Below are 21,540 nucleotides of genomic sequence, written 5' to 3' on the forward strand. Positions count from 1 at the left end.
AAAGAACTTCAATGAAATTGAAATGGGAACCAGATTCATTACGTACAAAATTATTACTGCTTACCGTATTATCTGTCGCGCTCTCGGCCAGTTTGACTGGTTTCTTAAGTTATTACGTTGGTAGAAGTACGATCATTTCCAAATTAGAAAGTTTTGATATTCTAAAAATTTTAGAATCCAAGTCCTCATCCATTGATTCTATCTTGGAGCGTGCGAAAGAAACCGCCACCTTAATTGTTTCAGACGAGAATAGTAAAATTTGGGCAAAGTCAGGAGAACCGAAGGGGGAAAGGTCGGACAATTTGTTCAAAAGTCTCACTGCCTACAAGGAAAAACTAAGTTACATTACGTACTTAGGCGTGATCAACCCACTCACAAAAAACTACTTCAATCAAAAAGCAGATAAAATTGATACCTTACGTGCCAATGATCCTGACGACTCTTGGTTTTTTGATCTAGTCGCTTCCGGTAAAGAAATGGTCATTAACATGGATTATACGGCTGAATATAAGTCCTATGCCATTTTTTTGAATGGGGTTGCGATTGAAAATGGGAAACCCGTTTTCATTAGCTCTATCGGGATTGATGTGTCCAATGCCTCCAAACAGTTCACACAAATGGACCAATTCAGCGGAGAAAGTTGGCTTATTGACGGTGGTGGAGAAATCAAACTCGCAGCCGATATTAATTTGTTAAATAAAGATATAAAAATTGCCTTTCCAGAAGGGATTGCCGGAAAAATAGCCGAGTCCAAGGAAGATGTTTTTATTTTCCGAGGTAAGAACCATTTAGGTAATGATTGCCTTTATGGTGTGTACAAGTTACATTCTGTACCTTGGCGTGTGATCTACAGAGTTCCTGTTGCGGCTATGACCAAGTCCCTTGACTCCATTTCCTTTTTTACCATTTTGAGTATTGTATTCTCTGTTGTTTTTGTTTCTTTTGGTATGGGTTATATCCTTACAAAAGTAACCAATGCTTTAAGGGAAGCATCAGTTCTCATGACTCGGATTTCGCATAACGAACTGACGGTGGAAGTTCCCAAAAACCAATTGGAGAGAAAAGACGAAATTGGTGGGATGGCCAATAGTTTGGAAAAGATGCGAAAGAATCTAATTTCGATCGTAAAAAAAATCCAATCTTTGTCTGAGTCACTGACAGTAAAAAGTGGTCATCTTTCTTCTTTGGCATCTGATTCTTCTGCCACTATGGAAGAAATTGCATCCTCTGTACAAGAGTTGTCAGCCAGTGCGGAAAATGTTTCGGCATCAGCAGAAGAGATATCCTCCCAATCAAATTCGATGATGGAAACATTGAGTTTACTCGGTGATGAAATGGAACTTGTTTCTAAGGGTGCAGAAAACATTGAGTTAAAAGCAGGTCAGTTGGAAACCTTCGCAGGGAAATCACTGAGCGAAGCCAGATCTTTATTTGAAACCATCAATACAAAAATCCAAAATGCAGTGAAGGATGCAGAAGCCATTAAAGAAATCCGCGAACTTGCCAGTATGATTTCTGAAATTGGAGATCAGACCAATTTGCTCTCGTTAAATGCAGCGATCGAAGCGGCAAGGGCAGGGGAACATGGTCGTGGGTTTGCTGTTGTGGCAACAGAAGTGTCCAATTTGGCTGGAAAGTCCCAAGATACAGTAAAGAAGATTGTGGAGCTAAATAAAAAACTCGAAAAAGCAATGATGGAAATGGTAGACTCAGTCAAAGAACTCCTCGGTATGATTACAGAAAAAGTCATTCCTGACTACGAAGAAGTGGCATCCTCCGGTAGACAGTACCGGGCCCAATCCGAGGAAATCAACAAACTCGCCAAACGAACCTTCACTCTTTCTCGGGAGATTAGCTCTAGCATCACAGAAGTCCACCAGGCCATCCTTTCCGTTTCGGACGCCATGAATCAAAATGCCTTAGCTCTAGGGGAAATTAACTCAGGAACCAACCAAATCAGTGATGCCTCTGTCCAAACAGCCGATAGTTCCCAGGAATTGACCCAGGCCGCAGAGGATATGAAGGAAATTGCCTATCAGTTCAAACTATAACACTTAGAAATCCGCTTTTCCCGGGCAAAATCTGTTGTCTTCCCTATGTCGGAATAAAAACTGACCAGTTAGTCAACTTTTTTGTCTTTAGATTCACTTTTTGGGAAGTAGCGGATGCAGAACATTGCCAAATTTATAACCGATAAAACACTTATCATTCAGTTCATTTTAGTCCTATTCGTTTTGATTGGACTTTCCCGTTTGCTTTCTATGCATAGGGAAGCTTTCCCAAACGTGGCCCTCGATAAAATTGTCATTGAAGCACCATTACCTGGTGCCACTCCCGAAGAGATTGAACGTTTGGTTGCCATACCGATTGAAAAGAAACTCAGAGCGGTCGCAAAAATTGATAAAATCCGAAGTTATAATTTAGAAAACGTCAGTGTAATTATGGTCTTCATTGTGGAAGGAACCAAAAATACAAAAAAAGTTTTGGATGATATCAAAGATGCTGTGGATTCGGTTCGCCTTCCTGACAATGCACAAAAACCAAAGGTAAGAGAAATTACCACGGAAAAACAAGAGGTGATCAGTCTTGCACTTTCCTTAAAAGAAGATTCTAAAGATGCGATTTCCGACTATCGTAAGTTACGTGATACAGCGAAAGCATTTGAAGATCGGTTTTTCCAAATCAAAGAAATTGCAGAGATTGAAAAGATTGGTTATCGAAACCGTGAGTTTCTTGTGGAAGTCAATCCTCATGCCTTAAATACAAAGGAAGTGGGACTCAATTCCGTCCTCAACGCCCTTGGTTCTAGAAATATCAACATTCCTTCGGGAAGGTTGAAGGTGAATGGAACAGAATATCTTTTACGGACTCGTGGAGATTTTGAAGAAGCAAAGGATATGCTTCTTGTTCCTATTCTTGGAAATGAGTTTGGTTTTGCGACCGTGTTAAAAGACATCGCAAAAGTGGTGGATGGTTTTGAAGAAGAAAAAACCTACGAAAAGTTAAATGGTGAAAACAGTATCATCTTAAGAGTTTGGAAAACCGACCAAGCCGATATCATCACCACAGCAGATACGGTGAAAACTTTAGTAACTTCCATGGAAGGAAACTTCCCGGAAGTGAAAACCAAAATCTATGATGATAAAAGTAAGGATGTTCGTCGCCAACTCGGTGACTTAATTTTGAATTTTGAAACGGGCCTCGTTTTAGTATTACTTTCTCTTATCTTTATTTTGGGTATGAGACTGAGTATTATGATTAGCGTTGCCATCATATTTATCTTTCTTATCTCCTTTATCTTTTTGAAACAGTTTGGATTTACCATCAACACCATTACAATTTTTGGAATGGTTATGGTTCTTGGTATGATGGTGGATAACTCCATCGTTGTGGCTGAGAATACCTACCGGTTGATGCAGGAAGGGATGGAGAGAAGGGATGCCATCTTACAAACATTTAAAGATGTTTTGGTTCCCCTCCTTGTATCCTTTCTTGTGATTTCCGCAGCATTTTTCCCTCTTTTGTTTATGAGTGGGGTGATTGGAAAATTCATTTTGGGAATTCCGGCAGTGGTGCTCATTACTCTTGCGAGTTCTCTTTTGTTTGCTCTTGTGTTTTTACCAAACTGGTTGAACAAGTTTTTACCAAAAACCTTCCAAGGGAAAATTAAAAAGAACGAATCCATCGAAGAGAAAGAAGGGGCATTCGGATACGTTATTTCTGGTTACAAACGAACCATGACTTTCGCTCTAAAACATAGGATTTTTGTTCTTTCGATTTTTACATTTATCTTTTTCTTCACCTTATTCCTTGCGGGTAGATTTTTACCTTTTGTGATGTTTCCTTCAGGAAGTGAAGAAGATATCGAAATCAAAGTTTGGATGCCGATTGGAACCACTCTTCAAAAGAATTTAGAGATCATTGAAAAAATGGAACCTGTTGTGACTAAAATGGCAGGGAAAGACTTTATCCATTTACGCAGTCGGATCGGGATTCATGAAAATCCGATTACCGATCCGAAACCAGGACAAGAGGTTCACCGGTCTCACCTAACGATGAAGCTAGTGACAGCAGCGGACAGAAAAGAATGGGAAGATGCAAGAGTTCTTGTGAAAAAAATTCGTGAGTACATTGCGGAAAACAAAGCCTCAGGAAATTTTCCCAAAGAAATGATTTATGATGTGAATGCAAGGATTAAAGGGCCACCTGTAGGAAAACCTGTGAGTTTAGAAATCCGTGGTGCTGACTTTGATGTGATCCAAGAGATTGCTGACCTTTATATCAAAGAACTAAAAAAAATGGATGGAGTTTCTGACATTCGTATTGATTTGGAGCTTGGTAAGGAAGAATACCGATTCTTTGTCAAAGATGAAATTGCTGGTAGAACGGATGTGAGTGCCAGAGACATTGCCCGTTCGGTGCGGACTGCCTTTAACGGTGAGGTAGCTTCGACGATCAGCAAAGGCGAAGATAAAATCAATATCCTCGTTCGTTTTCCTGAAGCAGAAAGACATTCTGTATCTAGTTTGAATTTAGTAAAAGTAGAAAATAAAAATAGAAGGTTGATCCCTTTAAACCAAGTTGCTTATTTTGAAAAAGATAGGGACTACTCGATGATCAACCGCCAAGATTTGCAACGTGTCGTGCGTCTGGAAGCCTCTGTCGACACAGATAAAACAACATCTCTTTTTGTGAACCGACAATTGAAAAATCTAGTGAACGTCGATAAATATGCAGCAAACGCGTATTCGGTGATCTTTGGTGGAGAACAAGAGGATGCGGGTAAGTCGTTTCGTGACTTAGGAATCTCTATGTTACTTGCCGTTGCTGTGATCTTTGGAATTTTTATCGTGTTTTTTAACTCGGTAGGAACCACCACTGTCATCATTGGATCCATTCCCTTCGGAATTGTGGGAGTTCTTTTTGCCCTCATGACCCATGGAATGCCTCTTAGTTTTATGAGTACTCTTGCCATTGTGGCTCTCAGTGGTTCCATTGTGGCAAACACTCTCATTCTCATTACTTTTATTGAGGAATTACGAATGCAAGGGATGTCGATTGAAGAAGCCATCATCAACGGTGGTGCCATTCGTTTGCGACCGATCTTTCTAACTACCATCAGTACGGTGATTGGCCTTGTGCCGAGTGCATATGGGATTCCGACATTGGATCCGTTTGTGCAACCGCTATCACTCGCTTTTGGTTGGGGATTGTTTTTTGCTACCGGTGTGACTCTTATCTTTGTTCCCGTTTTATACAGGATTAAAGAGGATTTCAAACATATGTTTTCCAAGATTTCCTTTTCTAAACTTTTGCGAAAGGGTTAGGTCGAAAGGGATTCATTGGCTTTTGTGTAGTGTTCTGGTTTTAATTGGGATTTGATGATGAGTAGGGTTGTGGCAATCACACCCGCATCATCTGTAAAACCCAAAGCTAAAATCACGTCGGGGATAGCATCGATCGGGGAAATGAAATAAACTAAAGCCAAAGCGATTGATGTTTTGGCCGATAGGGATGTGTTTTCATCCATTAAACAGTAATACATCGCCACCACATCTTTTAAGAAGGGAATTTTTTTACCTGTTTCTTTGACCTTTTTCCAAAAATTGGTTTTGATAAATTTAAGTTTTTGGTTCTCTTCCATACATTCTAGTTTAGATGATTTTCCTAATCCAAATCTATCATTTTTTTGCTTGAGTGGGAACTAAACAGCAGCAAAAAATAAACTATGAAAAACTCAGTCATTGACAATATTTTGCGGGAACGTGCTTTTAAAAATGAAAGGACGGTCGCGATTGTCAGGTTAGGAATTTTTTCATTCCATTTGTTCATTGATACTTTTGCTTACCTTGGATTGATCGAGTATACTGAAATTAGACCAGAATTACGCACTGTCCTAATGGATTGTTTTGTGTTTTTGGTTTCTGGAATCTTTGTTATTTTACTAATCAATAAATTCTATCACGATTCCATCAAGTTTTTGGCGATTACATTTGATTACTCTATTATTGCCGTTATGTTGGTTTTTGAACCGACGATTCCCAAAGGTGGCCAATTGATTTATTGGGTTGCCCTCGTTGCTTCTATATTTCCTTTTTTATTAAATCTATTGCGTTACTCTAAATCGGGTGTCATTTATTCCTCTGTTCTTTCCGTTTCTTTGTTTATTGGGGTAACTACTTATTATAACAATGGGGATGCAGAAAATATTATTCCCATGCTTTTGAATCTAGTGTTGCTCTTGCTCATTGGATATTCCATTACCGCTGCTAGCCGAAAGATGATGGAGGAAGCGAATACAAAAAGAATGATGGAAAGATACCTTCCTCCCCAACTGGTGGATGAGTTGTATAAAAAAAATGTAAACATTGAGCCAGGTGGAGTGGTAAGAAAGGTAACCATCCTTTTTTCTGACATTCGTTCCTTTACAACAATTTCGGAACGATTAGATGCAAATTCAGTGGTTTCCATTTTGAATGCCTATTTATCCGTGATGACTGAGATCATCTTTCGTTTCAAAGGAACCATTGATAAATTTATTGGAGATGCGATCATGACAGTGTTTGGAGCTCCCATTCAAAATGATGATGATGCCATACGTGCTGTAAAAACAGCAATCTTCATGCAAGAGGCCATGAAGTCTTTCAATCTAAGCCATTCTGAGTTAAATGAACCCATTGAAATTGGTATTGGGATTCATACAGGTGAGGTGGTTGCAGGGAATATAGGATCTGAAAAGCGAATCGACTATACTGTCATCGGTGATAATGTCAATCTCTCTTCACGAATCGAAAGTTTAACAAAAATTTATAAATGCCCTATTTTAATTTCTAGTGCGACGTACGATGAATTACATACAGAAATTTCAACAAATCAAATTTTGGCAAGGGAAGTTGACACAGTCATTGTTAAAGGAAAAACCAGTAGTATCAAAATCTATGAGGTGATGTGTTTCTTAAATGAAGAAGAAAAGAGTTTAAAACTTCAATGGAAACAGGATTTTGAAAATGCACTTGCATTTTACAAACAGAGAGAGTTTGAGAAAGCTATGTTTGCATTTGACCGTATCAAAAAAGATCCTCTGAGTGAATTTTATAGGGATCGGTGCAAAGAATTTCTAAAAAATCCTCCCGAAAAAAACTGGGATGGCAGTTTTGCCGTAACTCCTTAAGTTTTTTGCGTTAGGGATACGGCGGGCGTAAGGTCCGAAGGACGGGAGCGAAAAGCGCACCCCAGAGTAGCCCGACCCTTTGATTAAAGGATTCGGATTTACCTACTCATTGGGAACGCCCATTGAACTATTGTTATGCAATCTACCCTAGGGCTTTGATCACATCTTCGGGAGCTTGTACGAGTTCCACAAGTACACCTTCGCTACAAAGAGGAAACTCTTCATTGCCTTTGGGATGGATGAAACAAACGTTATAGCCTGCAGCACCCTTTCTGATCCCACCTGGTGTGAAACGAACTCCTTGTTTGGTTAGGTAGTCCACACATTCTTCTAGTTTATCAATCCAAAGCCCAATGTGGTTGAGTTTGGGATCGTGAACTTTGGGGCTTTTGTTGGGATCAATGGGTTGCATAAGGTCAATTTCAACTTTGAAAGGGCCATTGCCCATGGACAAAATGTCCTCATCTACGTTTTCTTTTTCACTTTTATAATCTGAAACTTTTGTGAGGCCCATAACATCTACCCAAAACTTGGATAACTTTTCTTTGGACTCACCACCGATTGCAACTTGTTGGATTCCTAAAACTTTAAATGGGCGTGACATGAATCACTCTCCTGTATTTTATTTTTACAAAAATATAATGTTACCTTCACCACATTTTTCCAAAGGACCTCAGACGAAAATTGTTTTTCATTCGGGTTTTGGGTTTTCGTGGGTCCATCTCCAATACAAATAAGCAACAAGAGCAAGGCTTGTTGTGATGATAAACTGTGTTAGGTGGACAACCGTGGCATACACAAGACCTTCGCCGGGATCTCGACCTACGATAATAAATCCAGAGATGATGGCTGCATGAAACACACCAATCCCAGAAGGTGCGGAAGGAATCGCAACACCCATCCCACCGAGAAACATAAAGAGTAGGGCTTCTGGAAATTGAATGGGCATACCAATGAGTTTGCCTGCCAAGTAATACGAAACCGCATAACCGAGGATCCAGGTAGGAATGGAATAGAGAACGGGCCTCAGTAATTTATCACCTTTTAAAAAGGAAGAAAACTCTACTAAATGGTGGTCTAACTTATCTTCATATAAACTATGTTTGCCGATGATTCCAAATAGTTTTTTGGCAAGTCCGCGTAAGGGTTCTAAAAAATAACGAACAAGAACGAGTCCCACTATCATTCCGAAAATCACAAGAGTGGAGATGAGGAGAAGGTTTAAATTTTTGGATTGCCCTAGTCCCATATAAAATAGGGCGGTTGCACCAATGATGACAACAGAACCCAAATCCATTACCTTTTCTAAAAAGATCCGACTGAAAAGATGGGTGAGTGGGAGTTCTGTATCCCGTTTGTTCATGATAAGACGCACCAAATCGCCTCCTCTTGCCGGGAGAACCATATTGAGGCCCACACCGATAATGGAAGTTGTGAATGCTTTAGAAAAACTTATTTTTTTTTCTAAAAGATAATACCAACGAATGGAAAAGGGAACAAAAGCCCAGAGGTTAGATAAAAAGAGTAAGGGGAAAATCCACCAATTGATTTTCCCTTCCAATCGTTCGAATTCAGCAAGATCAAAGTTTTTGGAAAGGAAATAAATCGCAATTCCTGAAACAAAAATTCCAAATATTAATTTTCTCATATTGTCCTTTTTAACCTGGTGGCCACTGCATATGGCGACCACCTAGCAGATGAAAGTGGATGTGGTTTACCGTTTGTCCGCCAAAATTTCCACAGTTGTTTACAACCCGGTATCCTTTTTCTGCGATTCCATTTTGTTCCGCAATTTGGGGAATGGTTTGCAAAATCTCTTTTAAGATCTCAGGGTCCAGATCTCCAATTTGGTTCATACTAGAAATATGGACTTTGGGAATGATGAGGACATGAAAGGGGGCTTGGGGAGTAATATCATGAAACGCTAATATGTTTTTGGATTCATATGCTTTTTTACTTTGGATTTCTCCACTCGCAATTTTACAGAAAAGACAATTTTCCATTTTATACTTTCTCCTTAGAAAATACAAGGGATGCAGCACCTAAGGCGCCAGAGAGACTGGCCCCCGAACCAATTTTTAATCTTTCGTTTAACACGGGGAATATGGTGGATCGGATTTCCGTTTCCAGGGTTTTACCAAAGAGGTCATAGGATTTTGTGATCCCACCGACAAAGACTACAGCTTCCGGATTGAGTAAATGAACCGCACCACGAACCGCATGGGCCAATGCCAAGGTTCCAAATTCTAAAATTTCCATGGCAACCGCATCCTTTTCTCGCACCAATTGGAAAAATTCTTCCGCATGGCTTAGCCTTCGGTTTGATTTTTCCTCGTAACGACCAAGAAAGCCGCGAGTGGAAAAGTAACTTTCTACACATCCCCGAACTCCGCATCCGCAAAGGGCTCCCCCAATCACAGACGTGGTGTGACCAATTTCAATGGCATTGCCGAGGTATCCTGAATACAAAATGCCCTGGTTTACAAATCCGCCACCCACACCAGTTCCTAAGGTGATGGTGAGTTGTGATTCCGTATCTTTATAAGTTCCAAAATAGGCTTCGCCTAAGGCAGCGCAGTTGGCATCATTCTCATACCAAACGGGAAGAGAGAATTCGTCAACGAGTGACTTTTTGATCGGAAGGTTTTTTAACCCTTGGAGATTGGCGCTCGAGATCATCACCCCGCGTTCATTGTCCAAGGGACCAGGCGAGCCCACACCAATTCCGATCCCAGATTTGGCGAGGGGACGAATGGTATCTTGTAGGATCTTAAGAAAACTTTGGTTGTCTAGGTGTTCCGGGGTGGGGGAAACAAAGGATTCGAGTTCTTTCCCAGTTTCATCGAAAAGGCTCGCACGAATGCTTCCTCCACCGATATCCACGCCAATTGCCTTACGCAAAACTCATTCTCCCTTGATGACTTGGTCGAATTTCCCGTTTTTCATTTCATAAACGGTTTGGGCATCGAAGGCAAGTTTCATATCGTGTGTGACAAGAATAATGGAATGGTTTCGTTTGTTATACTCATTGAGAAGGAGTTGGACCAGATAACTATTTTCGGGATCTAGGTCTCCGGACGGTTCGTCCGCAAAAAGGATGGCCGGATCGTTGATAAGGGATCTTGCGATAGCGGCCTTTTGGATTTGGCCCCCAGATAAAGTTCTCGGAAGTGAATTTTGTATGTCACCTAACTTTAAATGTTCGATCAAATAATCGCATTTCCGAATGTAGTCATCATTCGAGAACTTACGAGTGAATAGGGCCGGAAGAAGGATATTTTCTTTGATGGTCAGGTTTCCCACAAGTTCGGAAAACTGAAATACCAGGCCTAAGTCCCGGGCTCGAATTTCCGCAAGTTCTTGTTTGGAAATTTGGGAAAGTTTGGTTTGGTCATAAAGGATGTCCCCTTCAGACGGAGAAAGCATTCCTGTGAGCATCGAAAGTAAAGTGGTTTTGCCTGATCCGGAAGGACCAATGATGGCAACATAGTCCCCTTGGTTCACATCGAAGCTGACCGAACTCACTGCTTCGTCTTTTCCAAATCGTTTGGTGAGGTTGTGTACTCGGAGTAACATTATTTTTGTCTCCGGATTGATTTGTAAGGATCAATGTAAGAACTGATTCCAATGGTGGGAACCGATACCGAAAGTCCGAGGGCAATAAAGAGAACCAAACAAGAAAAAATGGATTTGAGTTCTTGGAGAAAACCAAAGTCTGCCGGTGGATTTAGGTTTCCTAAGTTGATAATGATAGCCAGTAGGAAACTGGGAAGAAATAGGAAAAATAAGGACAAGGAATGTAGCCAAATACAACCGAGTCGGTTTCCCCCAATGGCCATCATCACACCAATGTCACCAAGCCCGTGTAGGCAATGGAAGAAAAAGAGAGCCATGAGCGCAAAGCTTGTTGAATAAAAAAGAATCTGCGGAGATTGGTCAAAGGAAACGATACTAGTAAGGGACACTCCCGAATACAAATGGAAGTGAATTCTGATCGCGAGTAAGAAGAATGTAAAAACCAGGGCTCCGACGAGGCCATAGGCCACCGAATAGAGTCGATCCCGGAAGAGAAGGCGAAGAGCAAACGAAATGTAGGTGAGTTGTATCACTTCCAGGACAGAATTGACGTAAGACTCTTTTTTACCAACTAAAATAGGAAAATAGGAAGTAATCGAATTTGGCATTTTTTATCTTTGTGGGAGCAGCAGTCATTATGCTCGGGTTTCTCTTGACCTTCATTGTCGGGCAGAGACGGGATAGTTATGCTAAGGCGCTAAGCCTCGCCACTTTAGGGAACTTCCTGGATGCTCGGGCTTTGGTGCGTGAAAAACTCGAAGAAGACCACCAAAACCCCTATGGGCACTATGTCATGGCCAAGATCTACGCCATGGAGAATGACCCCCTAAACGAAGCCAAACACCTCGAAATCATTAAAAAGAACAATCGGTACACAAAAGAAATCGATTCCGTAACGGTTTCGAACCGAATTGCAGATATTTATTATAACAAAGATTTTTTTGAAGAGGCCTTCTTTCACTATTTGGACACCCTCCAGGCGGATCGTTCCAATCCGATCGCCTGCCTCCGGTTGGGATTTATGGCCCTCGGACAAAAAGAATTCAAAATTGCCGAACACTTCTTCTCGAGAGTCCCAGAAGAAAAAATCAACCTCTCTTCTTACTTTATCGCTCGTGGGGTGATCTCCGGTGTGACGGGTGGAGGAAAGGAAAGAGATTATTTTGAAAAGGCATACAAATTAGAAAAGTCTCCTGTCTCTGGTTTTTTATACGCCCTTTCTCTCTCTCGTGAAAACAAACACAAAGATGCTGTGAAAACCGCTGTGGCTATCAGCGAACAGATCGAAGACGAGTTTGTTCGGTTCACTCTCTTTCAGTTTTTAATGACAGAAGCAATCCTCATGCAAAATTTTCCAGAAGCATTGAAGTATGGAAGGTTGTGTTTGGAGATGGCAAGACTCAACGCATGGCAAAGCGAAATCATTGAATGTAGCATTCACTTTGCAATGATCACCGTGTATATGGGTAGGCTCGATGATGCTTCTGAATATTTGATTGAAGCGGAAGCAGAGAGACTCGATGATCCTGATGTTGTGGCTCTTGCCAATTTAAAATACCGATTGGAACGCCAAACGGGAACTGTGGAATCTTTAACCCATGAATATGATCTCACTCGCGAACTAAATTTACTTTCTGTGAATTTATTTCCCAACTCTAGATACTTTGAACTGAGTGGGATGCGTTCTTCCAAACCATTCAATATCAAAGGTATGGTGGATGATGGGGGAAAAAAACTAACTTCCAAACTGGATATGCTCGGACTCGATAAATTTGAAAAGTTTATCAGCCTTCCTGGGACCAATTTCAAAAACCAAGCCACTCGTATGGTGATGAGTATGGGTTACCGGGTGACCAAAGAAATGTCCAATCCAGAAGCCGATGGTGTGAATTTACTGGCTTCCTCCAAAGAAGATGTCAACAAACGAGCATTATTCCGAGTTCGTAAATGGAAGGATGCCAAAGTCTCCGATGTATTCTTACGAGAGATGACAAATCAAATGGAAGAGTTAGGTGCGACTAGGGGTTATGTGATTGGTAACTTTGATGTTACCGAAGCGGGAAAAAAAATCATCGCGGCGAGTAACGGAGCTTTGGAGATGTACAGTGGGGATTTGTTTGAGGACCTTCTCAACAAAACGATGTGATGTACTCTCTTTATAAATTCTTTAGTTTTTTTATAATTTGTTTTTTATCTGGTTTTAGTTTCGCTTGCCAACTCACGAATGAAAAATCACCATCTGGTGAATCTAACTCTCCTTCTGATGCCAATGTTAAAGATGTTGGTTGTCCCATTCCTTTGACAAAGGGAGTTGTGTATGGAACTTCTCTTTCTAAATTCGATGAAACCTATCTGCTTGCGGAATTAAAAGTATTACTAGCGGATCTTTGCGCGCGTTCCTTTTCTCACCTGCCAAGCCTCATCCATCCGGAAAAGGGTTTGTATGTGGATGCCAAAGGGTATTGGACTTATGCAGAAGTCAAAAAAGACTTAGGCGATCCCAATGGATACTTCCAAGTTTACTACTTTGATTCTAAGAAATTAGATGAGAAGAAGGGAAGTGTGGGGAACCTAACCGTTCGCGATGTTTTCCTTTCAGCAAAACAAGTCTGGGTGGATTTTTATGCGGGCTCGAGTGAAGAAGTGGAAGTGCGGTTTCGTTTTGCAGAAAATCCCAAACTCGAACGGTATTTGATCAATCCGAGTTTTATGAAAACAGAGGGGAAATGGTATCTCCTCCGTATGTTTTGACCTACCGAGTTCCCGTAATCACTTGTTTGACAATTTCGGAAGCCGTGTAATTAGGATTTAGTTTTCTTGCATCTGTCACTTGTTTGGTGGCAGTTTTCTCATCAAAACCGAGTTGGATGAGGGCAAGGGTTGCCAGGTCACTTTCTCTATCTTCTGAATCTGTTTTTGTCGATTCATCATTCAAAAACATTTCTAATTTTTTTAAGTTTTGTTTGATTTCAAAAAGAATCTTTTCTGAGGTTTTGCCTTTGACCTTGGGAATTTTTTCCAAAGTTTTTCTATCATCTTCTTTTGCGATTTTATACAAATCATCGGCATGGAAAAAGGATAGGATTTTTAGAGCAGTGAGTTCACCAATCCCATGAAGTGATTTGATGAGTTGGAAAAGTTCTCTGTCCTTTCTTGTAGAAAATCCAAAAAGACGTTCCCCTCTATCCGTAATGGAATGAAAGATATGTAAGAAGATCTCTGCTTGCATTTTGTCCTTACATTCTAAATGCAAAGGAAAAGGAATATGGACTTCATAACCAACACCTGCCACATCCAGAACAAGATGGTCCATTTCCAATTGAATCAATTTTCCGCGTAAACTTGCAATCATCCTATTTCGTCCCGCTTCCAAAATCTAGGAATCCATCTGGATGGCGAGAACTCTTTTCTTTCCACCATTTCCCGTAAGTAAATCCCCGAAAAGGCTCGGTCATGTTCTCACCTTAAAACAGAAAAGGATGTTGAGTTTTTTGAATTTACCGAGTAAACAAAAGGAGTGAAACGAATTCGAATCTCGAAACACCAAGCCCTGGCTCAGTACCTGACTTTGGCAGATCTCTTTAAAAGTTTACCTCATACTGTACTTCGCGAAATGAAGGAAAGCACAGTGAGGGAATTTTTAGCCGGGGGAGAGGTGTTATTTGAGGAAAATTCGGATGGGAACGATTTGTACATTTTGGCTGCGGGAAAACTGCGATACGAAAAGCGCGCAGCGGACGGATCCATTCGTGACATCGGGGAATTCAAACGACTGGACATTATTGGAGAACTCAGTTTGTTTACCGGCGAAAAACGTTCCGCTACAGTGAAGGCCATTCGCGATTCCGAACTCATTCGGGTTCCACGAGATTTGGCTTTATCCATCCTTCTAAAATACCCCGACAGTCTATTGCAAATTACCAAAATCATCGCTTCCCGGTTGGCTCATGCCAAAACAGAGAGTAAGGGTTTTGTTCCCGTTTCTCGCACCTTCTCCATCTTAAGTGACATTCCGAAAGATACCTTAGATGAAATCATCCATAAGATCGGTCTTGTTTTACTTAGGTATGGGTCATTTTGTGTTGTGGATGAAAAGTTCTTTTTAGAACGAACGAGCGATATGCAGGCGTTAGAGGAGTCGGAAAAAGAAACTTGGATCATTCGTTTTTTTTCCCAACTGGAAGCCGAGTTTGATTTTGTATTTTATCGATTAGAAGATCAGAGCTCCATCACTCCTTGGGTGAAACGAGCCCTTCGCCAATCCGATTCTATTTTATTTATCAAAGAAGCAAATGCCGATCCGAATTGTATTCCTTTAGAATCTCTTTTGGATCCCAAACAATTTAAGGACAGACCACAAGTTTTAGTCCTTGTCCAACCGGATCCAGTGACTGTGGTTCCCGGTACCATTCGCCATTTACAAAAAAGAAAGTATCGTCGTCACTTTCATGTACATGCCGATAGGCTTGATACTTGGGAACGATTGGGGCGTGGGTTATTGGGGAAGTCGATTGGGCTTTCTCTCGGTGGGGGTGGTGCGAAAGGTTTTGCTCATTTGGGGGTTCTCTCTGCCTTAGAAGAAAACCAAATTCCTATTGATATGGTATCGGGTACAAGTGCTGGTTCTATCTTTGCAGCTCTCATTGCTAAGGGAGAAACGAGTGCCAGTAGTAAAGAAAAAGCAAAAGCATTCTGGGTCTCCAAAGACTTGTTAAACGAATATACGGTTCCTATCCTTTCTCTCACTACCGGTAAAAAATACACAGAGGCCATCCGTCAATTTTTTGGTTCCATCCAAATCGAAGATTTATGGATTCCTTATTATGCCATCTCTACCGATCTCTCTCATTCCGAAATTCATGTTCATGATCGAGGGGATTTATGGAAAGCAATCCGAGCGAGTACCTCCATTCCGGGCGTTGTTCCACCTTTCATTGATGATGGAGTGGTTTATGTGGATGGAGGAGTTTTGGATAATGTGCCTGGGATTACTTTAAAAGAAAGAGGTGTGGGAAAAGTCATCTCAGTGGATGTATTTGGCGATATTTATCCTGACCAAGATAAGGAGCTTTGTGCTTACTTTGATAAAACAAATCCCGGGGTGATGACAAACCCTCTCACACAAATCACAAACCTAATCAATTTTAATGAAATCCTTAGACCCAAGTTTCCGCCGATTGGCGATATCATCATTCGTTCCATCCTTGCCTCAAGCAGGGACCGGATCCGCCAAACAGAAAAGATATCAGATTTGTTTTTACAAATTCCTACCAATAACTTTGGGCTTTTGGATTGGTTTGCTTATGAACGTCTGATTGAACTGGGTTATGTTTCTTCGATCGATAAAATCAATCGTAGCCGAGAGAAATTTCTAAATCCTACTTTACATTAGAAATAATAGACTATCATACAAACTATGTTTGTATTTCACATGGTTCGTCTGCCTTTGTTTGGTTTTTTTCTCTTTTTGGTTGTAGTAAGTTCCCTCACTGCACAAAACTTAGATTCGTTAGTTGCCTCCGTTTATAACAAACAAGAAACTCTTCTCATCCGTAATGAAATCCGAAAACGTTTGGGTGATCGGGCCAATGAAACGGCAGTCAAAGAAATTGTGCAATCTCTCCGTGTATGGGCCGCTTTTGAATCCATGCCGGCAACTGAGTTCGCAGAAGACGTCGAAAGGTTTGTCATTTTGCATGACTACGGACTCACTTGGCAAGAAACAGAAGAACTCATTCCTTATTTTATCACAGCCAAACCGAACAAAAAAGACATCCCGTATTTAGGAAAATTCTTTAAGGAAATGTCTCTTTCCAAAATCCCAGAGGAAACCGTTTTGGATCTCTTACGAATCTCTAAATCCAAACAGTGGAGTGGGGCTTCCGTTCTTGTAGCAGGAAGGCTTCTTGTTTTATCTAGAAAAAAAGAAGAAAATCAAAATGCCACTCTCGGAAGGTTGGAGTCTCTTCTTCCTAAACAAATCCAAACTCTAAGTGATGAGAAAAAAAATAAATTTCTAAATGATTGGTATCTAACTGAAGGCAAAAAGATCGATGCGAAGGATTGGGAGACGATAAAAACCGATACCATCCAAATCCTTTCTCTTAATTCTTCGAAAGAGAATTTCCAAAAATCAGAAAGACGCACCGAGATTGTTTGGAATGAACAGGGTGAGTGGGTGACAAAAGAACGTCCGAAACTGGATCCGAACCTTATTTTTTTACAGGAACAAAATTCCCATCCTCCAACCGCTACTGGAGAAAAAGACAAACGTAAGCTAGTGGATCCAGTGGGCCGTCCTTGGATTGGAACTCCCTATCTTTATGGTGGGTATTCTCGGCGCGGAGTGGATTGTTCGGGCTTAACCAAATCCATCCTTACAGATTCTAAAATTGGAATGAACGAAAAAACGATTCCTAGATCTGCCAGAGACCAAGCACAAATTGGGAAGTCCGTCACCAGGGAAAAACAACAAATCGGGAATTTAGTATTTTTCTCGGCATCACCAAATACAAGTAAGATCACTCATGTGGGGATGGTTTTGGAGAATGGAAATTTTATCCATGCTTCTACAAGCCGTGGGGTTGTGATTCAGTCCTTAAATGAAAAGTGGTGGAAGGAAAGATATGTAACGGGTCGAGATATTTTTTCGGGAGGGAAATAGGATGGGAAAAAAAAGAGCCCTAGTTTTATCCGGGGGTGGAGCTCGGGGTGCCTACCAAGCGGGTGTTTTGCGGTATTTAGAAGAGATCCATTGGAAACCAGACATCATTTGTGGGACATCCGTTGGTGCCATCAATGCCTGTGCGATTGGTTCGGGAATGAATTCCAGTCGGTTGTCCGAGTTATGGTTACGTCTAAACCAAAAAAACATTATGCGTTATTCGATTTGGAATATGTTAAAAGGACTCTTTCGAAGAAAATACTATCCCCTTGTGGAAACCTATCCTTTAAAAAAATTCATCCATGAAAACCTAGACTTTACTACCTTAAACGAATCCAAAACCAAAGTGATTATTTCTGCTGTGAATATTCTCACTTCGGAACTGAAGTTCTTTGATAATCCTAATCTTCGGATTGAACATATCCTTGCCTCCTCTGCCATTCCCATGGTCTTTCCTTGGCAGATCATTGATGGAGAACCGTATTGGGATGGAGGGGTCATGGCAAACACACCCATCCTTCCGGCACTCACACATGAAGCTTCCGAGATTGTTGTGGTTCTACTTTCGCCTGTGGGGGGAGTGCCTATGATGGAAGCACCAGAAACCAAAGATGAAGCTTTAGAAAGATTGTTTGAATTATATCTTCTTGGTTCTTACAGAAGTGTGGAACAAGGATTGGAATATAGAAAAACAGTGATGAAAGGTCTCACTCCGGTTGAGAATTTTTTACTCGGGCTTCGCACCCAATTCAAAAATGCAAAAATCTCTGTCATTGCACCCAAACGAATGTTAGGTCTCGGTAGTATTTTGAATTTTAAAAAGGAACAGGCGGAACTTCTTTTACAACATGGATACGAAGATGCGAAGGAATTCTTTACCACAAATCCCAATTCTTAATAAAATTAAAGAATTGGGATTTTAGCCTAAATCCAAAACTCCTTCCAATGATTCTTTCTCTGGTTAGTTTCTGGAACTTACCATAATATAAATCGAGTGGGCGCTGTATTCGAAAGATTGCGAGAGGGAGTTCGGATCGATCCTTGAATTCCCATTTCCCACCTCACGAATGTAAGTCACAGAGACAGAGGATTTCGAAGTCACCCAAGAGAATCCTAAACTGAGACCCTTATTTCGTGAATATTCATTTCTTGGGTTGTTCCCAGACCTAGGTGCTTTGTAAATCAGACTATTGTCACCCGAATTTACCTGCACTTGGTTTCCATGCGCATTTTGTAAGTATAAATCTACGGCAGACTCTGTCCAAGAAATTGGTTTGGTATTGGGTTCATTTGTATAAATTCCACCGAGTACAGAAAAAGTGTCTGCTAAGTAGTATTCCATTCCCGCGGCAAAGTTGGTTGTGGAGGCTCTTGTCAATTCACGAACTTCTGTATCATTGATGGTATATGTGACCCTTCTTCCAAAGGCACTGATTTCATCTTGGTTCCTACGGGATTTATATCCGGTTGTATAAATCATATCAAAGGAAGCAAGGAACCGGGAAGTAGGAAAAAATGCCACCCCGAATCGCATCTCGGAAGTTTGTGGAATGGATGTGGTGAGTCTTGGTTTTTGCGTGAGAACCCCTGCTTCAATGGAAGAGGCACCATCTCCCGTTCCTTCAATAAAATCAATAGCTGAAGAACCAGGCCTTCTTGTGGAATCCGCATATACTTCATTGTACAGTCGGTTTCCCCCCATAACAAAGATACGGCGGTAACTAAGTCCTAGGGAAACTTTTTGGATGGGTTGGTATTGGATTCCAATCACCGGCATAATCCCAGAGGTTCTGCGGTTGTCTACATAGGAGCGCATGACGTAACTCAGGTCGGAAAACTGTTGGAACTGAGTTCTAGATACTTCTTTGGTATCATTCATGTAATAGAGTGTGGCACCGACAGAAAGTTTGTCGGTGAGTAGATAGGCGGCACTCGGTCCCACGAGGAGTTGGTTGTATCTTTCTTTTGTATAATTCCTCGTGGAATTGATGGAAGGGGATACGAGCGGGTAATTAACTTGGTCCACTCGGTTGTATGAATAATTGTAAGTATTGACAATGGAAAATGCAAACTTCCAACGATCAAAATTCTTGAGTAAACCAATGAAGTTGGGATCAAAACCTTGGTGGGTTTGGTTGTAAACCTGACCCGGTGTATCGATGTTGATATAACTTCTTTTTACATCTTTGAAATTGCTGGCGGAGATGGAGACTCCATCATGATAAGTAAATCCAAGTCCCGCCGGATTGTAATAGGCACCTGACGGATCATCGGCGATGGCAGTAAAGGCACCACCAAGACCTGCGGCCCTTTCTCCATAAAATCCTTGGATGTTATGAAAGGGCTCCGAAGCAAAGAGAATACTTGGGCAAAGGAAGAGAATCGGTAGGAGATTTCGAATTTGTTTTGTTTTTAACATGATTGGTTCTAATTTAAATTTCGGTTTATCTATATTTACAATTGGATGATCGTATTGGTGATAGTCGGTGAACCAACATACACTTCATTGCCATTGGCATCGATTGTGTAACGCCAAACGACTGCAGTCGCCACTTGGTCTGCTGTTCCGTAAAAATCTACATAGTACACGATCCCACCACTGTTGACATTATTAAAATACTCACCCCATCCAATGTATTCATCTGGATAGATATTCGGGTTCACACCGGCTGGCATAATCACATAGGCATCGTATTCCGTAAAACCGACTCCACCAATCCCGTTAGCAGGTAGGGGCGTGGTCGCAAAATCTACAAATACATCCCATTCAAATTGGTAGGCGTTGGCTCCTGATTCATAGAATTCACCATAAATATCATAATCGAAATAACCTAGTTCTTCATATTCATCGTTAGAATTATCATTTAAATCATAATAGTCCACGGCAAAGTAAGCCGTTTCTCCATTTTCATCATAAGTCTCTTCTAAGTAGTATTCATAACCATTGGTATTGTCTATGTACTCCGTAGTCACATAGCCACCAAAATCGTTGGACTTTCCTTTGACAGAAGTTGTGATTTTATCCCCAGCATTATCGTAAACGTTACTGTAACTGAGTGTCACACAATTGTTTGCGTTGGCATTGGTATCGTTGTCACATTCTTCAAAGGTGAACCTTGTCGTTGATTTGTCTGTGCTTCCCGAAGTTGTGGTGACTTGTTTGATATTGAGTATGGCTTTGTCTTTTTTACCCTCTTGGGTGATATATGTGATTGAGGCTTCTACGCTAAGAGAAATTCCAAATACCTTTAAAGATCGAGTGATGGAACTAAAAATTTTGGATTTGTCTGTTTTGAATTTTAAACTTTTTTGAAACTTATTATTTGTAGGGCATGGTTGGGGAGTTCCAATGGAATCCGCAAAGGAATAGGAAATCTCAGCATCATACTCATTATTAGAAAGTGATTTGTACACCATCGCGGGAGTCGGTACCGATTGTCCGGTATAAGGTAGAATTCCTTCATTTTGTAAACTGGCAAGTTCCCCTCTAGCCTCTTCCGCACTGAGCCCCAATCTTTCTATTCCTTCTAGGAATTCATTTTCCATAGACTGTGTAATGCTTACACTGGAAACTCCGCCAGGAATACAAACACCGGGGCTTGCTTTCGCAAGGCCATAAGCACCACTGATGAGAACCAAATCCCTTTTGGAATCGCGAAGAATTTCAGCAACAATCGAAGTTCCTTCGGTTAGGAAGGCTTGGCCCGTGAACCCATAATCAAAAGTGTCCTGAGCAATCCCTTTGGAGACGGAAATGAATTTTTTTGTTTTAGCTGCTTTACCAAGTGAGGCACCCAGACCGGAAGAAGGTTTGCGGATGGAACGGGGAACCGCAACACTGAGGTTGGATGGAAGTTCGGAATTGATATTAGAACTAAGAAGACTTCTGATAAGAAAACGAGTCGCCAAAGCAGAGAGTGAATTACTTTCGTCTTTTTCTTTTTTACAACTGGTGAAAGCAAAGAAACCAAGAAAGAATATTAGAAAAAGATGATTCATCACGCGTTCATTTCATGAGTGCGAAAGGAAATGTCAATTCTAAAGTCTTTCAATAAAAAAAGAAACAAAAAGGTGTGAGATAGTGCTCTCATGCAAGAAATTATGTTTTTTCACTAACTGTTTGAATACT

The 21,540-nt window shown here is 41.0% G+C and carries 18 protein-coding genes; 8 read left to right on the plus strand and 10 right to left on the minus strand.

The window, feature by feature from the left end; genetic code table 11:
- The first annotated feature begins 11 nt into the window (after positions 1-11).
- Both JWG41_RS20665 and JWG41_RS20670 read left to right on the plus strand, forming a co-directional pair.
- Entirely contained in the window at positions 12-2,051 is a 2,040-nt protein-coding gene (locus JWG41_RS20665) for a methyl-accepting chemotaxis protein (protein ID WP_205271526.1), read from the plus strand.
- Positions 2,052-2,165: 114 nt separating this feature from the next.
- On the plus strand, positions 2,166-5,327 hold the full coding sequence (locus tag JWG41_RS20670; protein ID WP_205271527.1) for an efflux RND transporter permease subunit: 3,162 nt from the start codon (positions 2,166-2,168) through the stop codon (positions 5,325-5,327).
- Here the strand turns inward: JWG41_RS20670 and JWG41_RS20675 are convergent.
- On the minus strand, positions 5,324-5,644 hold the full coding sequence (locus JWG41_RS20675; protein WP_205271528.1) for a YkvA family protein: 321 nt from the start codon (positions 5,642-5,644) through the stop codon (positions 5,324-5,326). The genes JWG41_RS20670 and JWG41_RS20675 overlap by 4 nt on opposite strands.
- Before the next feature lie 84 nt (positions 5,645-5,728).
- On the opposite strand from JWG41_RS20675, the gene JWG41_RS20680 reads away from it, so the two are divergent.
- Positions 5,729-7,171, plus strand: coding sequence for an adenylate/guanylate cyclase domain-containing protein (locus JWG41_RS20680; protein WP_205271529.1), 1,443 nt, complete (start codon positions 5,729-5,731; stop codon positions 7,169-7,171).
- A 142-nt stretch (positions 7,172-7,313) separates the two neighbouring features.
- Here JWG41_RS20680 and JWG41_RS20685 read toward each other — a convergent pair whose 3' ends face one another.
- From JWG41_RS20685 to JWG41_RS20710, 6 genes are all read right to left on the minus strand, one after another.
- The gene (locus tag JWG41_RS20685) at positions 7,314-7,775 is read right to left on the minus strand and encodes a VOC family protein (RefSeq protein WP_004788496.1); all 462 of its coding nucleotides are present in this window, start codon (positions 7,773-7,775) and stop codon (positions 7,314-7,316) included.
- A gap of 87 nt (positions 7,776-7,862) precedes the next feature.
- Positions 7,863-8,819: a lysylphosphatidylglycerol synthase transmembrane domain-containing protein gene (locus tag JWG41_RS20690; protein WP_205271530.1), complete on the minus strand. Its 957-nt coding sequence runs from the start codon at positions 8,817-8,819 to the stop codon at positions 7,863-7,865.
- Positions 8,820-8,829: 10 nt separating this feature from the next.
- Positions 8,830-9,174 carry a histidine triad nucleotide-binding protein gene (locus JWG41_RS20695; RefSeq protein ID WP_205271531.1) on the minus strand — a complete coding sequence of 115 codons (345 nt, stop codon included), beginning with the start codon at positions 9,172-9,174 and terminating at the stop codon, positions 8,830-8,832.
- A 1-nt stretch (position 9,175) separates the two neighbouring features.
- Positions 9,176-10,072 carry an ROK family protein gene (locus JWG41_RS20700; RefSeq protein WP_205271532.1) on the minus strand — a complete coding sequence of 299 codons (897 nt, stop codon included), beginning with the start codon at positions 10,070-10,072 and terminating at the stop codon, positions 9,176-9,178.
- A 3-nt stretch (positions 10,073-10,075) separates the two neighbouring features.
- Positions 10,076-10,747, minus strand: coding sequence for an ABC transporter ATP-binding protein (locus JWG41_RS20705; protein WP_205271533.1), 672 nt, complete (start codon positions 10,745-10,747; stop codon positions 10,076-10,078).
- Entirely contained in the window at positions 10,747-11,355 is a 609-nt protein-coding gene (locus JWG41_RS20710; protein ID WP_205271534.1) for an ABC transporter permease, read from the minus strand. The genes JWG41_RS20705 and JWG41_RS20710 overlap by 1 nt, the downstream gene beginning before the upstream one ends.
- Between JWG41_RS20710 and JWG41_RS20715 the strand changes: the two genes are divergently transcribed.
- Positions 11,349-12,893 carry a tetratricopeptide repeat protein gene (locus tag JWG41_RS20715; RefSeq protein WP_205271535.1) on the plus strand — a complete coding sequence of 515 codons (1,545 nt, stop codon included), beginning with the start codon at positions 11,349-11,351 and terminating at the stop codon, positions 12,891-12,893. The genes JWG41_RS20710 and JWG41_RS20715 overlap by 7 nt on opposite strands.
- Positions 12,893-13,498 carry a hypothetical protein gene (locus JWG41_RS20720; protein WP_205271536.1) on the plus strand — a complete coding sequence of 202 codons (606 nt, stop codon included), beginning with the start codon at positions 12,893-12,895 and terminating at the stop codon, positions 13,496-13,498. The genes JWG41_RS20715 and JWG41_RS20720 overlap by 1 nt, the downstream gene beginning before the upstream one ends.
- Position 13,499: 1 nt before the next feature.
- On the opposite strand, the gene ruvA is transcribed toward JWG41_RS20720, so the two are convergent.
- On the minus strand, positions 13,500-14,099 hold the full coding sequence (gene ruvA / locus JWG41_RS20725; protein WP_205271537.1) for a Holliday junction branch migration protein RuvA: 600 nt from the start codon (positions 14,097-14,099) through the stop codon (positions 13,500-13,502).
- Positions 14,100-14,264: 165 nt separating this feature from the next.
- Between ruvA and JWG41_RS20730 the strand changes: the two genes are divergently transcribed.
- From JWG41_RS20730 to JWG41_RS20740, 3 genes are read left to right on the plus strand one after another with little or no spacing between them, the layout of a single operon-like run.
- Complete coding sequence (locus tag JWG41_RS20730; RefSeq protein WP_332461321.1) at positions 14,265-16,139, plus strand: patatin-like phospholipase family protein; 1,875 nt, start codon at positions 14,265-14,267, stop codon at positions 16,137-16,139.
- Between the two features lie 24 nt (positions 16,140-16,163).
- Entirely contained in the window at positions 16,164-17,411 is a 1,248-nt protein-coding gene (locus tag JWG41_RS20735) for a C40 family peptidase (RefSeq protein ID WP_205271538.1), read from the plus strand.
- A 1-nt stretch (position 17,412) separates the two neighbouring features.
- Positions 17,413-18,309, plus strand: a complete 897-nt coding sequence (locus JWG41_RS20740; protein WP_205271539.1) for a patatin-like phospholipase family protein — start codon at positions 17,413-17,415, stop codon at positions 18,307-18,309.
- A gap of 63 nt (positions 18,310-18,372) precedes the next feature.
- Here the strand turns inward: JWG41_RS20740 and JWG41_RS20745 are convergent, their stop codons facing one another.
- Positions 18,373-19,830 carry an OmpP1/FadL family transporter gene (locus JWG41_RS20745; RefSeq protein ID WP_205271540.1) on the minus strand — a complete coding sequence of 486 codons (1,458 nt, stop codon included), beginning with the start codon at positions 19,828-19,830 and terminating at the stop codon, positions 18,373-18,375.
- A 35-nt stretch (positions 19,831-19,865) separates the two neighbouring features.
- Positions 19,866-21,410: a hypothetical protein gene (locus tag JWG41_RS20750; protein ID WP_205271541.1), complete on the minus strand. Its 1,545-nt coding sequence runs from the start codon at positions 21,408-21,410 to the stop codon at positions 19,866-19,868.
- Positions 21,411-21,540 lie beyond the last annotated feature (130 nt).

It is taken from the genome of Leptospira chreensis (assembly GCF_016919165.1).
GTDB lineage: Bacteria > Spirochaetota > Leptospiria > Leptospirales > Leptospiraceae > Leptospira_A > Leptospira_A chreensis.